Annotated in this window: 14 protein-coding genes; 4 read left to right on the forward strand and 10 right to left on the reverse strand. The window is 33.6% G+C overall.

Annotation, left to right across the window (positions count from 1 at the left end; translation table 11 throughout):
* Positions 1-9 precede the first annotated feature (9 nt).
* From FLS47_RS05580 to FLS47_RS05625, 10 genes are all read right to left on the reverse strand, one after another.
* Complete coding sequence (locus FLS47_RS05580) at positions 10-978, reverse strand: SDR family oxidoreductase (RefSeq protein ID WP_149913396.1); 969 nt, start codon at positions 976-978, stop codon at positions 10-12.
* A gap of 773 nt (positions 979-1,751) precedes the next feature.
* Positions 1,752-2,654, reverse strand: a complete 903-nt coding sequence (locus FLS47_RS05585; protein WP_149913397.1) for a hypothetical protein — start codon at positions 2,652-2,654, stop codon at positions 1,752-1,754.
* A gap of 348 nt (positions 2,655-3,002) precedes the next feature.
* Positions 3,003-4,169 carry a nucleotide sugar dehydrogenase gene (locus FLS47_RS05590; RefSeq protein ID WP_149913398.1) on the reverse strand — a complete coding sequence of 389 codons (1,167 nt, stop codon included), beginning with the start codon at positions 4,167-4,169 and terminating at the stop codon, positions 3,003-3,005.
* A 44-nt stretch (positions 4,170-4,213) separates the two neighbouring features.
* Positions 4,214-5,299: a GDP-mannose 4,6-dehydratase gene (gmd, locus tag FLS47_RS05595; protein ID WP_149913399.1), complete on the reverse strand. Its 1,086-nt coding sequence runs from the start codon at positions 5,297-5,299 to the stop codon at positions 4,214-4,216.
* A gap of 6 nt (positions 5,300-5,305) precedes the next feature.
* On the reverse strand, positions 5,306-6,256 hold the full coding sequence (locus FLS47_RS05600; RefSeq protein WP_149913400.1) for a GDP-L-fucose synthase family protein: 951 nt from the start codon (positions 6,254-6,256) through the stop codon (positions 5,306-5,308).
* Between the two features lie 7 nt (positions 6,257-6,263).
* Positions 6,264-7,259, reverse strand: a complete 996-nt coding sequence (locus tag FLS47_RS05605; RefSeq protein ID WP_149913401.1) for a mannose-1-phosphate guanylyltransferase — start codon at positions 7,257-7,259, stop codon at positions 6,264-6,266.
* Between the two features lie 291 nt (positions 7,260-7,550).
* Positions 7,551-7,835: a hypothetical protein gene (locus tag FLS47_RS05610; RefSeq protein WP_149913402.1), complete on the reverse strand. Its 285-nt coding sequence runs from the start codon at positions 7,833-7,835 to the stop codon at positions 7,551-7,553.
* Between the two features lie 312 nt (positions 7,836-8,147).
* A complete protein-coding gene (locus tag FLS47_RS05615; protein ID WP_149913403.1) occupies positions 8,148-8,612 on the reverse strand; it encodes an adenylyltransferase/cytidyltransferase family protein in 465 nt (154 codons plus the stop codon).
* 23 nt (positions 8,613-8,635) lie between these two features.
* Entirely contained in the window at positions 8,636-9,172 is a 537-nt protein-coding gene (locus tag FLS47_RS05620; protein ID WP_149913404.1) for an exonuclease domain-containing protein, read from the reverse strand.
* Between the two features lie 78 nt (positions 9,173-9,250).
* Positions 9,251-10,531 (reverse strand): replication-associated recombination protein A, encoded by a 1,281-nt coding sequence (locus FLS47_RS05625; RefSeq protein ID WP_149913405.1) that lies wholly within the window; start codon positions 10,529-10,531, stop codon positions 9,251-9,253.
* Positions 10,532-10,628: 97 nt separating this feature from the next.
* Between FLS47_RS05625 and FLS47_RS05630 the strand changes: the two genes are divergently transcribed.
* From FLS47_RS05630 to tnpB, 4 genes are all read left to right on the forward strand, one after another.
* A complete protein-coding gene (locus FLS47_RS05630) occupies positions 10,629-11,717 on the forward strand; it encodes a tetratricopeptide repeat protein (RefSeq protein ID WP_149913406.1) in 1,089 nt (362 codons plus the stop codon).
* 144 nt (positions 11,718-11,861) lie between these two features.
* Positions 11,862-13,982 carry a carboxy terminal-processing peptidase gene (locus tag FLS47_RS05635; RefSeq protein WP_223225144.1) on the forward strand — a complete coding sequence of 707 codons (2,121 nt, stop codon included), beginning with the start codon at positions 11,862-11,864 and terminating at the stop codon, positions 13,980-13,982.
* A gap of 183 nt (positions 13,983-14,165) precedes the next feature.
* Positions 14,166-14,438 carry an IS66 family insertion sequence element accessory protein TnpA gene (gene tnpA / locus FLS47_RS18945; protein ID WP_394349515.1) on the forward strand — a complete coding sequence of 91 codons (273 nt, stop codon included), beginning with the start codon at positions 14,166-14,168 and terminating at the stop codon, positions 14,436-14,438.
* Positions 14,438-14,803 carry an IS66 family insertion sequence element accessory protein TnpB gene (tnpB, locus tag FLS47_RS18950; RefSeq protein WP_149913408.1) on the forward strand — a complete coding sequence of 122 codons (366 nt, stop codon included), beginning with the start codon at positions 14,438-14,440 and terminating at the stop codon, positions 14,801-14,803. Before tnpA ends, tnpB begins: the two co-directional genes overlap by 1 nt.
* The last annotated feature ends 78 nt before the right edge of the window (positions 14,804-14,881 follow it).

Genomic DNA, 14,881 nt, shown 5'->3' on the forward strand with positions numbered 1-14,881 from the left:
CTGAGTTTCTTATTTCAAGTTATTCCAGTACCACTTCACAGCCTCTTTTAATCCTTCTCTAATGACATGCGAAGGTTCGTAACCTAATAATTTACGTGCCTTATCAACTGAAGCTAACGAATGTGGTATATCTCCCTGACGGTTTGGCCCATGAATGATTTCCACATTTGCAATTTCTGAGTCAAACTCGGTTAAAAATTCTTTTAAATATGCCACCAACTGATTAAGTGTCGTACGATCTCCTACTGCAGTATTATAAATTGTATTTACAGCCTCTATGTTTTGTGTAGTCATAGCCAGCTCATTCATTTGAATAACATTATCTATATAGGTAAAATCACGAGAATAATCACCCGTCCCATTAATAACAGGACTCTCATGATTCATGAATTTTTTAACGAATAAAGGAATAACTGCTGCATAAGCTCCGTTAGGGTCTTGTCGACGTCCAAACACATTAAAGTAACGAAGACCTATTGTTTCCATTCCATATGTTTTGGAAAAGATTTCCGCATATAATTCATTCACGTATTTTGTAATAGCATAAGGAGATAACGGCTTCCCAATAACATTTTCAACTTTAGGGAGAGATTCTGAATCACCATATGTCGAAGATGATGCCGCATAAATAAAGCGCTTAACACCAGCATCTCTAGCTGCCACTAGCATATTAAGAAACCCAGAAACATTCACTTCATTGGAAGTCTGCGGATCCTTAATCGAACGAGGAACTGAGCCCAATGCGGCCTGATGAAGCACATAATCCACGCCCTCAACAGCTTTACTGCAATCTGCTTGACTCCGTATATCGCCTTCTATTAATGTAAAGTTTGGGTTGTCTAGATATAATTCAACATTATGACGGTGGCCTGTTGCAAAATTATCTAAAACTACAATATTATATCCTTTTGCTAAAAAATACTCCGTTAAATTGGAACCTATGAAACCCGCTCCTCCTGTTATTAATATTTTGCTCATTTTTAATTTCTAATAAATATATTCATTGTTAAATATATAAAATGGTGAAGATTAACGAAGTGCATTGATCTTTCCATATATAAGTTTTTGGCATTTTAAGGAAGCACAAAAATACACTTTTTTTTGTATGATATATCCTAGAAATAGCTTTTTATATATTATACCTAAAAATGGGTATTTTAGCACATAGAAGTTAATTTAAATAAATATTCTCTAACCTCATTTTTCGAATTGGCTTAGTTACCTTAATAAACTGCTTTTTGGACAATATTATACACAACAATTATTCTTTTCAATTGCACTTACTTTTATATTTTGAACTTCGAAAACAATTTGTACCTTTTTTACTTCTTGTACACTGCCAATATTGAAGGCGCCTACTTTAAACTTAATATCCTGTTTGTTAATAGCAATAATTTTACCAATTATGAGACAACAACAATTAACTTGGGTTGTCATGATTTTACTCATCGAAGGAAATTGCTTTAAATATTCCACTAAGCAATTTTAAACAGAGCAAGGTTGCAAAAATTTTTAAAATACATCCTAACGAGTATATTACCCCACTAAAATCGATATAAACGCCTCAAGATTTGTTATATCCTGGGGGGGGTATATTATTATTTCATTAAGACCAACTAAAGTACAAATTGTCAGCCTATATTAAATCATAGCTTATCATTGATTAACACAAGTTATGTTAACACCTTTAATATCAACGGGTGCAGACGCGTTCTGGATCCACCTGCAAGAATAATCCCTTTCATTCTTTACTATTGATATAGACCATAATTAAAAAAATATTCATTATTGAAGTAATCCTTTTTGAAGAAACTCGCAGCATATGTTCCTGCACAAGCACCTGCTATAATAGAATTACATCTAGATAAGATGATAATAGATGACAAGTATTCCAATCCTGTAAGAAAATCATTTTCCCTTTCGAAACTCGCTTTGAATAAAAAATCGTTACCAAAATTATCATAATAACTTCTAGAATTAACAAGTATCTTGCTTGGGAAAACTTCTTGTAATCTGAGTACAATTCTTTGCTCTTCTGTCGCTAAATAAAATGAATCAAAATCCCCCCATTTCTCTAAAGAAATTTTTATTTGTTCAATAAACTGTTCTACATTAGGTTGTATTGGATGATTTTTAGGTTTCAAAGCAGTGTAATCGGTACCTCTAAATAATAAACCTAGAGTCTTACCTCCTTTCAATAAATTATTCGCTTCATTATTAATATAAGAATCTACAGCATCTTCAAAAATAATAAACTTAGTAGCAATAATTTTCCAGAACTCTTTTTCTTTTTCATCAAATAAGCTTGATAAAAAAGGAGATTTAGGCCCAAAATATTCTAAACTATAGATACATTTTGCACCTTTTTCAATTTGATCGAGACCAATTCCGCAGGGTTGCTTAAAATACAATTCCCATGCATTTATTTCCCCCACACTATTGGTAAAAGGATTACGATGGGATTGCATATCAATAATTGGAATATAACCTTTCTCTAAAGCATAAGCGATTTGACCTAAAAACAATGAAACATACGTCATTAAGCCTATTGTCTCATTATTCTTTCTAATAATGTAATATTTCTTTCTTTTATTATTCTCTATTTTTTTATCTAGCTCTACAATCTTATCTAAAACATCTCCACTGGCAATCAAAGCCTCTACCGTCCTTGTTGCCCTTCTATTTTTTTTCTCTGAAAAAATTTAACCAAATAGCATAATAATTCAAAAAAAATGAAAGTTTATATTTGCCCTAATTTTACTTTTTAATATATTTATCAACTTAAATAGTTCAAATTTCTTACGTAAACTTAAATATGCATGTTATATCAACTTCATTGCTCTTACAGTAAATATAACTCCGTCCACTCTTTTATTTAAGAATTATTAATTCCTGTATTTGTTAATACATTTATTTGGTACTCTCGATTTTCATTACAAATTGAGGAAAAAATTTTGAACCTAAAAATCTATGATTTTCAAATCTAATCCTCCTATATTAAATTAATCATTTCCAAATAAATCCCTCGTGTATACTTTATGTTTCACATCCTCTAATTCAATCGCATTTCTATTAGAAATTATTAAATCACACTCCTCTTTAAAATCTTTTAAATTATGTGTTATTTTTGAACCGTAAAATGTCTCATCATTAAGAATTGGCTCATAGACTATCACCTCTACCCCCTTGGCCTTTAGCCGTTTCATCACCCCCTGCATTGCAGAAGCTCTAAAATTATCTGAACCTGATTTCATTATTAGGCGATATACACCAACCTTTTTAGGTTTTTTTGCAAGAATTGATTCGGCTATAAAATCCTTTCGAGTACGATTCGCATCTACTATAGCTTGAATGATATTATTCGGAACGGAATCATAATTCGCAAGTAATTGTTTCGTATCTTTAGGTAAACAATATCCTCCATACCCGAAAGAAGGATTATTATAATGTGAACCAATCCGAGGATCAAGACCTACTCCTTCTATTATTTGTTTTGAATTTAGATTATAAGTTTGCGCATAACTATCTAATTCATTAAAATATGCCACACGCAAAGCCAAATATGTATTTGAAAATAGTTTAATAGCCTCTGCCTCTGTAGAGTCTGTAAATAATGTTGGGATACTATTACTAATTGCCCCCTGCTTTAATAAATTAGCAAATAGCTCAGCTCTTTCAGACTGTTCTCCAACAATAATTCGTGAGGGGTAAAGATTATCATATAATGCTCTTCCTTCTCTTAAAAACTCAGGTGAGAATATTATATTGTCGAATTTTGTTCTTTTTTTTAAATCTTCTACAAATCCAACAGGAACTGTTGATTTTATGACAATAATTGCTGAGGAATTATATTTTATAACATCATTTACAACAGATTCAACACTTGATGTATTAAAATAGTTAGTTTTTGGGTCATAGTCAGTTGGAGTAGCTACAATTACGAAATAAGCTCCTTGATATGCCTCAATCTTCTCCAATGTAGCTTTGAGATTCAATTCTTTATTCTCTAAATAATCAATAATCTCCGGATCTTCTATAGGGGACTTTTTATTATTTATTAATTCAACTTTATCTGTAACAACATCTAAAGCTACAACCTCATTATGTTGTGCTAATAATATAGCATTAGATAATCCCACAAATCCTGTACCTACTATGGCTATTTTCATGAAAAATTAAAAATGAATCTTTTAAAATGTTACTAGTATTTTTATTAAAAATTTCTCTCCAAAGCTTTTAAGTCACTTACAACCATTTCTTTTACCAAGGCCTGAAGATCATATTCAGGTTTCCAACCTAATTTTGTTTTGGATTTAGTAGGATCACCTATTAGTAAATCCACTTCTGTAGGCCTATAATACGCAGGATCAACTTTTACTACAATTTTGCCAACCTCTAATTGGTAAGCAGGATTAGAACAACTCACTACGCGCGCAATCTCAGATTCTTGCTCCCCCTCAAAAGAAAGTTCTATACCCGCTTCTTGAAATGCAAATCTAACAAAGTCACGTACAGATGTAGTAACGCCAGTAGCTATTACGTAATCTTCTGCAATATCCTGTTGAAGTATGCGCCACATAGCTTCTACATAATCTTTAGCATGTCCCCAATCGCGCAATGCATTAAGGTTGCCTAAGTATAGACATTGTTGCCTACCTAATGCAATAGCTGCAGTCGCCATAGTAATTTTTCGTGTAACAAATGTCTCACCACGACGTGGAGATTCATGATTGAACAAAATACCATTACAAGCAAACATATTGTACGCTTCTCTGTAGTTTTTAGTTATCCAAAATGCATAAATCTTGGCTACACCATATGGAGATCGTGGATAAAATGGTGAATTCTCATCATAGAATCCTTTTTCATTCTTATTCGCTGGCATACCACCATACAACTCTGAAGTAGAAGCTTGATAAATCCTAGTCTTTTGCTCCAAACCCAATATTCGAACGGCTTCGAGAATACGTAATGTTCCTAACGCATCCACATTTCCTACATATTCTGGTGAATCAAAGGATACCTTAACATGAGACATTGCACCCAGATTATAGATTTCGTCAGGCTGAACTTCTTGAATAATACGAATAATATTAGTCGAATCCGTCAAATCTCCGTAATGCAACTTAAAGTTAACATTTGCTTCATGTCTATCCATATACAAATGATCAATACGTTGCGTATTGAAAGATGAGGCTCTACGCTTAATTCCATGAACCATATAGCCCTTTTCAAGCAATAATTCCGCCAAATAGGACCCATCCTGACCAGTAACACCTGTAATTAGTGCTGTTTTCATTATTAATTAGATTTTAACTTCTTTGAAATTTTGGTAATTACTTAAAAACCAATCGTAGGTCAATTTAATACCTTCAGCAAGTCCAATTTGATGTTTCCAGCCAAGTTCATTCATTTTTGATACGTCCATCAATTTACGTGGTGTTCCATCCGGCTTTGTACTATCCCAAATCACTTCACCATTATGCCCTACAATACTTTGTATTGTTTGTGCTAATTGCTGTATAGATAAATCAACACCCGTTCCAACATTGTATAAATGCTCAGGCAGAATATTTTCAAGTGTAAAAATAACAGAAGATGCCATATCATCAACAAATAAAAATTCACGTAAAGGTGTGCCTGATCCCCATAAAACAACTGGAGCATGATTGTTCAATTTTGCATCATGAAATTTACGAATCATTGCGGGTAGTACGTGAGATGTTTCTAAATCAAAATTATCGTGAGTACCATATAAATTTGTTGGCATCAAACTTACATAATCCTTATTAAACTGTTTTCTTATTGCCTCACAAGTTTTCACTCCGGCTATTTTAGCTAGAGCATAAGCATCATTTGTCGGTTCAAGACTACCTGTTAACAGATATTCTTCTTTCAGCGGCTGAGGCGCAAACTTAGGATATATACACGAAGAACCTAAGAAAATAAACTTATTGACATCAGAGTTTAACGACGCATCTATTAAATTATTTTGTATTTGAAGATTCTCCATCAAAAACTGATAAGGATATGTACTATTTGCTAAAATTCCGCCTACACGTGCCGCTGCGTCAATGACAACATCGGGCTTTTCAGCATTGAAGAAATCTTTTACCATATCCTGACTCCTCAAATCTATTTCTTTACTGCTTCTCCCAATTAAGTTTTTATACCCTTCTTTTTCTAACTGGCGCCATATTGCTGAACCTACCATTCCACGGTGTCCTGCAATATATATTTTAGAAGATTTATTCATACAATAATTAATCGAGAAGTTTTGATTGATGCTTGTCCAGCATATTATAGATTTTTTTTACATCTTGAGATTTTTCCTTTTGAATAATCAAAAATGCATCTTTCGTATATACAAAAATAGTATTTTTTAACCCAACAAAACCTGTAAAAATTTCCGTTCCAATAACAATATTTCCATTATCATCTTTTGGATAACCGTTATCAACAAAATAATCATAAAGTGCTTCGAAAGAACCTAAGTCTGACCACTCGAATGCTGTAGAAATCACTCTAATCTGCTTTGACCTCTCCATAACAGCATAATCAACCGAAATTGATGGTATCTCAAGTGATAGGGATTCATCTAATATCCCATCACTAGATTTGTCCCAGGCATTTTTGGCGTAATCATATACTTTGGGCTCATATTGCATTAACTCTTGTAAAAATACTGAAGCTTGGAAACAAAACATTCCCGAGTTCCACAAAAAATTACCTCTTTCAATGAAATCCTCAGCAGTATCTTGATTTGGCTTTTCGCGAAAAGATTTGACATGATCATTATCATATTCTATATAACCATATCCCGTCTCAGGTCGTGTCGGCTGTATTCCAAAAGTGACTATATAACCTTCCTTAGCTTTTTGGACGCCTGCATGAATAGCTTCCTCATATTCTTCATCTCCAGAAATCATATGATCTGAAGGAGTAACAATTAAGATATCATCAGGCTGAACAGCAAAAGCAGCAAATGCTATAGCAGCAGCCGTATTTCGAGGTGTGGCTTCTACAATATTTGTATATGGCAAACCGCAATTTTGCATAGCTGTATGACTCAAATGCGTATTATCTTTGTTGCCTACAATTACGACACTATCTGCAATTTTCTGATTTCGCTGCACGGTCATTTCAAACAAGGATTTACCATTAAATAAATCAAGATATTGTTTTGGAGACTGTTTACGCGATAATGGCCACAATCTGCTACCAACTCCTCCAGTCAATATAACGTGTACTACATTCATCTTTTAAATTTTTGCCGTTAAATTTCGCACTAATCTCTTACTTTTTAACTACAATAACATAATAGTTTATTCAAACTTTTATGTTATTGTAGTTAAACATTTTGCAAAAGAACCATTATTGATTCTGATGAAGTAATAAAACATTTAAATTACTGAAAAGTCTATTACAATTCAATAAATATTTTCATTAATAATAAATTAATGAAAATATTATCTAAAGTGACCAGTGTCAAATATTAATTATATTTTAGATGACAAAATTACGGTAAATATTATTACGAAAGGTATGTATTAAGTATTGATCGTTTTAGCAGGAGCCAAATAGTTGATTTTAAGCTTCTTTTTGAAAGCAGTCTTTTTGTTCTTATCTTCCATTAAAAAACCTGATATTGTAATAGAATAATTGCCAATTCTTTTATGACTAATATTTCTTGATTTTTTCACACCAACTGACAAAATAACCCCATGAGTTGGAAGAGGTAATTTTGTAGAAATCTGATTATAGGAACGTAACTCAAGTTTATTTGTGTGCAATTTTAGATTGTCAATTGTAAGAGCTCTTGAATCTTTCTTCACATCATTGATTTTAAAAAGTATAAGACCATGGCGGCTTTGTGTTTTGTGTATAGTATTATCTGTAAATTCTAAAGAAATGTCTAAATCAATATAATTATCAAAAACAGTTTTCTTTTTGTAATCAATAATAAAATAAACTGCAAAAAATAATATTGCAAATCCGCTAATTAATAAATAGATGGTCTTGGTATGGCTGTTTTAACGCAAAAATACAATTTAACACTGCGTATCACAACAGAAATATTGTAATTTAATAAATAATATTATTGCAATACAATATTTTATAAAAAAGCTAAGGATTACTCATTAGCTTTAACCATTTTTCTCTGCTTCTTTTTGAGCTACAATTTTACGAAGACCTGAACTAGAAAATCTATGATCTCTACTATTGAAGTAAAGCTCTATTCCTTTTTCTTCGCAATATTTACGACCTGTGAAGTCTCGGTGTTCATATTCATCACCGACAATTCGTACATCAAGTTTAAATGAACGCAGTATATCCTCTAAATCTTGCTCCGTAGAGTAAGGTACAATCTCATCCACATAATGACAACCGCGCAATTGAATATAACGCTCTACCACTGTTTGTGTGGGTGCATTTTTCTCGGGACGATCTAATGTAGGATCCATTTGTAGTCCACAAATAAGATAATCACATTGTCTTTTTGCTTCTGCCAACATCATAATATGTCCTGCGTGTAGCAAATCAAACGTTGAGAAAGTTATACCTACCCTTGGTCCAGGATTGTAATCTTTATGTTTTTTTCCTTCTTCCATTTTAGATTTATTAATAAATAGTTTTATTGATTTATAAGTTGATATTGTACTAGCTTGTCTTTTGCGTTTTCTTTAAAGAGGAAAAGCTCTGCACTCGCCCGTGCATCAGATAATGCATCATGGGGATTTAGTTCTATACCCATAATCTCACAAACCACACTCAATTTAGTTTTTGCAAAACCTAATTGCTTATATATAATACTCGTACAATCCCACTTATCTTGTAATCCTAAATCTTCGTAAACAAGCCCATAATATTGCATACATCGTCGCAGAACTTTTCGATCCAATTCTTCGTTGTGTGCAACCATTTTTTGCCCATACACTAAAGGTAAAATTGCTGGAAATATATCCAAAAAAGTAGGAGCATTCGCTGTATCTTTAGCCTTGATGCCATGTACACGAGTGGTTTGCCACATATATTTATTTTCAGGAGGCTGTACAAGACTATAAAATTCGTTTACAATTTTTCCATCCACAACACTCACTAACCCAACAGCACAGACACTATTGTATTCTGAAGTAGCCAATTCAAAATCTATGGATGTAAAAGTATGCATTAGGCAAAATTAATAATCAAATTGACAAATTCATTTCTAGGCCTCATTAATGTTAATAATTTCATGTTAAATAACATTTTAATAGCCGTATTTGTTCTTCCATTTTTCTTTTAGGGAACTTCTTAGTTTATCCTCTGAACTATTTTTCCCAGGCGAATAAAGTGTAGTTCCTTGTATCCCTTCAGGCATAAACTCTTGATCCACAAAATTTCCTGTATAAGCATGAGAATATTTATATTCTGTACCATAGTCTAACTCTTTCATTAATTTCGTTGGCGCATTTCGTAAATGCAAAGGCACGGACAAATCACCTGTTTGTTTCACTAAAGCTTGTGCTTTATTTATAGCCTCATAAGATGCGTTACTTTTTGCTGATGAGGCCAAATAAGTAACGGTCTGCGACAAAATAATTCTCGACTCAGGCCAACCAATCACATTTACTGCTTGAAAACAATTATTTGCTAATAATAATGCATTTGGATTCGCATTCCCGACATCTTCAGATGCTAATATCAACAATCTACGTGCAATAAATGAAGGATCTTCTCCTCCTTCAATCATTCTTGCAAGCCAGTATACTGCTGCATTGGGATCTGAGCCACGGATAGACTTAATAAATGCAGAAATTATATCGTAATGTTGCTCACCAGTTTTATCATAACGAGCCATGTTTTGCTGCACTTGCTTGAGCACGAAATCATTAGTAATTGTAATATTGTACGGCACCGCTGCATTGACTACAAGCTCTAGAACATTTAGTAACTTGCGCGCGTCACCTCCAGAGATACGCAACAAAGCATCAAATTCTTTAATGATAATTTTATCATTTTTTAAAAATTCATCTTCTTTGACTGCCTTATTCACTAAACCAATTAAATCATCCTTATTTAGCGACTCTAAAACATACACTTGACAACGACTCAATAATGCTGAGATAACTTCAAAAGAAGGATTCTCTGTCGTTGCTCCAATGAGCGTAACTAGACCTCGCTCAACTGCTCCCAATAAAGAATCTTGCTGACTTTTAGAAAATCGATGTATCTCATCAATAAACAAAATTGGTTGTTCTTGATTGAAATTTTGCAGTTGTTCGGCTTTCTCAATGACCTCACGCACCTCTTTTACACCAGATTTAATAGCACTTAAACTAAAAAAAGGTCTGTCTAATTCCTTTGCTATCAAAAAAGCCAAACTAGTTTTACCTACTCCAGGCGGCCCCCAGAGAATCATAGAAGGGACATTTTTGCGCAATATAGCATTATACAATACCGCATCCTCTGCCAATAAATGACGCTGACCAACATAATCATTTATACTACGAGGTCTTAATCTTTCTGCTAAAGGAATTCGTGTTGTCATTTTACTATATTATAAAATACTTTACAAAGTTACATAAAATCATTTGGCTTGAAAGTTGTCAACATTTGCTACATTTGATTAAACGCATATACTTAGAATGAGAATAATTACGGCAGTGCTTTTTACAATTTTATCTAATCTTTCTTTTGTTTACAGCCAGTCACTTCCACAAGATAAATTAGACCCCTATGGGTTTGTCAACAAATATGACACTTTATTTGATGGAATTGGTCCAAGGGTATATATACTTCCTTTGCCCAGAACATTGAAAGATGAGATGATCGATACATACAAAGAAATTGAAAGCTTCCAGGACTCTATACATATAAGCTTTCAAAAACATAGGCTTATTTCAACATTTAGAAATACTTCTAATAATGTTACTGTTGAAAATATTATCTCCGAAAGCCCGTCCGAGAATAGTATACAAGAAATAATTCAACAATATGTTGATCACAAAAATCATTCTATCGTATATGCATTATACAACAAATTAGCACATAACTATCTAAAAAATAGAAACCCAAAAAATGCACTAGAGGCACTACAACTTTCTCTTTCTCATGCTCAAAAAATAAATAATGCTCAAGATCTAGCTGTAATTCAATCAAATTTAGCTACAGTTTATTTATTATTGGCCAAATATGATGATGCAATGCATTTTGAAGATTTAAACTTGGAATATGCCATAAAATCAAAAAGCCTTACGGATCAAGCTGTTTCTTACGGAAAATTAGCATGGATTCAAGCTTACAAAAAAGATTATCAGCCTGCTGAAAATACGATTATCCGTAAGGCTATACCATTATTTAATAAATCAAAAAACTATTTGGGAAAAATCGAAGCATGGATAATATTAGCGGACATCTATCGCAGCCAAAACAAGCACACCCAAGCTCAGTGGTTTTTGATTCAAGCTCGTGATTTAGCAAAGAAACACGAATTGCCCGACAATTTAGCCTTGATAGAATATATGTTAGGATCATCAAAAATGATTCAACACAACTATAGAATCGCCAAAAATGAACTGGAAATAGCTTGGGATCTTGTTCAGAATACTCCAAACATGTATTTGCAAATTGCAACAGCTGAACAATTGGGCCGGGCAAATGTTCATTTAGGGAATTACGATAGTGCAAAAGACTTCTTAACATACTATTGGAAATTAAGAAATAGTCTTTTTTAGCGAAAATATTACATCACCGCTATAAATATTGCTACTTTTTGAAGTCAAAGGATTTAAGTTTGATATATTTTTTACCTAATTTTAGGTTCGATTAAAACCGGCAAGAAGTCAATTCGAAAAATGTTAATTCACAATACAGTTTATATGTTTAAAAATTTTTTAGTTTGTTTAGCTTTTGTTTCAGTCGTTGCCTGTGGTTCTAAGCCACGTGTTGCTATTGAAGAAGGTGGATTAACACTTAAACCATCTCTTCAACATGAGATAATTGCTAAAGAGGTAGTGGGAATTTTAGAAAACTACAGTTATAAAAAAGTAGCTGCAAGTGATTCTATATCTAATATAGTTTTTGATAATCTTATAAAATCATTGGATGAAGGGAAAAACTATTTCATGAAATCTGAAATAGATGAATTTCAACAATACCGAAGCACAATAAGTCAAGACTTTAGAAAAGGAGATTTATCCAGTGCTTTTCACGTGTTCAATACATATAATCAAAGGGCATTAGAAGTCTTGCAATATGCATTGAGTCAAGTGGATGCTACGCATGATTTCAGTAAAGAAGAAAGCTATGTAAATTTTAGAGACAAATTAGACTGGTTCAAGACAGATGCAGAATTGAAAGAACAATGGCGCAAACGTGTAAAATTTGATCTATTGAATCTTAAATTAACATCTGCAGAAGGTAAAGATGAGTCAGCCAAGCATAAAGAAACTCTTAAAAAGCGCTACAATAATCTGATTTCACAAGCTAAGCAGACCAATTCAAATGATGCATTTCAATTGGTAATGTCCGCATTTACAAATGCTATAGATCCACATACGACCTATTACAATCCATCATTTGCTCAGCGTTTCAATGAAGATATGTCAAATACATTAGAAGGTATTGGCGCAAGACTTCAAATGGAAAATGACATGGTAACTATTAAAGAAATCATTGCTGGTGGCCCTGCGTTTAAAGATAAAACATTAAAAATGGACGACCGTATAGTTGGTGTTGCACAAGGCGAGGGCGAATTCGAAGATATTATTGGATGGAGATTAGATGCTGCTGTTGCAAAAATTAAAGGTCCTAAAGGAACCGTTGTTCGACTAAAAATTCTTCCAGCAGGTGCAGATATTTCTGCGCAACCTATTATTGTGAAATTAACACGTGAAAAAATTGTGATTGAAGAAGAGTCTGCAAAAAAGACAATTAAAACTGTAAAAGGAGAAGATGGGAAGAATTACAGAATCGGAGTAATTACATTACCAAAATTCTATATTGACTTTGAAGCCTATCGCAAACGTGATCCAAACTATAAAAGCACAACTCGTGATGTACGCTTATTATTAGATACATTAAATCAAGAAAAAGTTGACGCGGTTGTGTTGGATCTTAGAAATAACGGAGGTGGTTCTCTACAAGAATCAATTGAGTTAACCGGTTTATTTATTGAAAAAGGACCAGTTGTACAAGTGAAAGATACGCGTGGACAAATTGAAGTTCATCAAGATGAGGATAGCAATGTTGCTTGGAAAGGACCATTTGGTGTAATTATCAACCGTTATTCCGCTTCAGCTTCAGAAATTTTTGCGGGTGCTATTCAAGACTATGGTCGCGGCATTATCCTTGGATCGAGTACTTTCGGTAAAGGTACTGTACAATCAGCTGTGGATATGTCAAGATTTATCAGCTCCGTAAATAAACTAAAATTAAAAGCAGCGGGTGAGAGTAAGGATTCTGACACACCAAATGGTGCACCTGAATTTGGTCAGATCAACGTTACTATTGCAAAATTCTATAGAATAAACGGAAGCAGTACACAACATAAAGGCGTAGATCCTGATGTAAGTTTCCCAACACAGTTTACTTCTGAAAAATATGGCGAAAGCTCAGAACCAGCAGCCTTACCTTGGGATCAAATTCGTTCAACGAACTTTACAAAAATCAATGACTTATCAACTACAAAATCTCTTCTTGCGTCAAAACACGACGCTCGTATGAAGAACTCTGCTGAATATAAGTTTTTGTTAGAGGACATTGAAGAGTTTACTAAGACAATGAATACTACTTCTACAATTAGCTTAAATGAGCTTAAATTGAAAAAAGAAAGAGATGCAAATAAAGCGAAAAACAGAAATCGTCTTAATAAGTTACTCGAGTTACGTAATATGCCGCTCTGGAAAGAAGGTCAACCACAACCAAAAGTTGAATTTGACTTTATCTTAGATGAGAGCTTAAATGTGATGAAGGATTATATAATTTTCAAGAAGAATTAATTTAGAATTTTAACTATCTAGAAATCACGCCCCTTAAATTTTAAATCTAAGGGGCATAATTATTTTCTAGACTTCTTTATAATGTAAGCATCCGGCTATTCCCCTGTATGTTTGAATAGGTTAACTATCTAGCTTTGCCTTATTAAATTTATAATTATGGTAATAAGCAATCTTTCGAGCGAAATGCACAATCATTATGTTTGCTGGCAACGCAGTGGTCTTAGTCAGCGTTCGTATTGTTCTGAAAATAATCTACGCGAAGGTCAATTTCATTATTGGATTAAGAAGTTCCGGCAACTGGATTCCCATGCCAATAGCGTGAATTCTGGTTTTGTTCCTCTGGTTGTTACCGCAAGTAACAGTATTAACCCTATCGTAGAAATTCAGCATAAAGATGGTCATTGTATCCGTTTTTTTCAATCGGTAGATGCTTCGGTCCTAAAATCGTTGTTATAATGTTATCGCTTTCCTCGGGTTTTCGGTATTTTCTTTATAGCGGAAACACGGACTTTCGGTGCGGGATGGATTCCTTAAGCGGTTTAGTGCGCAAGGAACTCTCGCAAGACCCACTTAACGTAGCGATCTATATATTTTTTAACCGATCACGTAGCCAAGTAAAGCTTCTTCACTTTGAAGGTGATGGTTTTTCTCTTTATCACAAACGGCTAGAGCGTGGTACTTTTGAAGTTCCTACCACTACCTGCGGTGGGGACTTTCGAATCAGTAGCGCATCTCTGCAGCTGATCTTGCAGGGCATTCAATTGGAAAGTATGTCGTCGCAAGCGCTTTTCTATCACGAGCCAAGGTTGATTTTGCGCTAACGCTGAGTAGCGTATACCTGTTGTTAATTAGGGTCTGCTGAAAAACTCAATGATTTTTTCAGCAGACCCTAAATAAAC

Origin of the sequence: Sphingobacterium cavernae, assembly GCF_008520265.1 — a bacterium.
Lineage (GTDB): Bacteria > Bacteroidota > Bacteroidia > Sphingobacteriales > Sphingobacteriaceae > Sphingobacterium > Sphingobacterium cavernae.

Excerpts from the sequence above, each read along its gene's own strand:
- FLS47_RS05580 (WP_149913396.1), bottom strand. The coding sequence starts at position 978 with ATGAGCAAAATATTAATAACAGGAGGAGCGGGTTTCATAGGTTCCAAT.
- FLS47_RS05590 (WP_149913398.1), bottom strand. The coding sequence starts at position 4,169 with ATGAAAATAGCCATAGTAGGTACAGGATTTGTGGGATTATCTAATGCT.
- gmd (WP_149913399.1), bottom strand. The coding sequence starts at position 5,299 with ATGAAAACAGCACTAATTACAGGTGTTACTGGTCAGGATGGGTCCTAT.
- FLS47_RS05600 (WP_149913400.1), bottom strand. The coding sequence starts at position 6,256 with ATGAATAAATCTTCTAAAATATATATTGCAGGACACCGTGGAATGGTA.
- FLS47_RS05605 (WP_149913401.1), bottom strand. The coding sequence starts at position 7,259 with ATGAATGTAGTACACGTTATATTGACTGGAGGAGTTGGTAGCAGATTG.
- FLS47_RS05615 (WP_149913403.1), bottom strand. The coding sequence starts at position 8,612 with ATGGAAGAAGGAAAAAAACATAAAGATTACAATCCTGGACCAAGGGTA.
- FLS47_RS05620 (WP_149913404.1), bottom strand. The coding sequence starts at position 9,172 with ATGCATACTTTTACATCCATAGATTTTGAATTGGCTACTTCAGAATAC.
- FLS47_RS05625 (WP_149913405.1), bottom strand. The coding sequence starts at position 10,531 with ATGACAACACGAATTCCTTTAGCAGAAAGATTAAGACCTCGTAGTATA.
- FLS47_RS05630 (WP_149913406.1), top strand. The coding sequence starts at position 10,629 with ATGAGAATAATTACGGCAGTGCTTTTTACAATTTTATCTAATCTTTCT.
- FLS47_RS05635 (WP_223225144.1), top strand. The coding sequence starts at position 11,862 with ATGTTTAAAAATTTTTTAGTTTGTTTAGCTTTTGTTTCAGTCGTTGCC.
- tnpA (WP_394349515.1), top strand. The coding sequence starts at position 14,166 with ATGCACAATCATTATGTTTGCTGGCAACGCAGTGGTCTTAGTCAGCGT.
- tnpB (WP_149913408.1), top strand. The coding sequence starts at position 14,438 with ATGTTATCGCTTTCCTCGGGTTTTCGGTATTTTCTTTATAGCGGAAAC.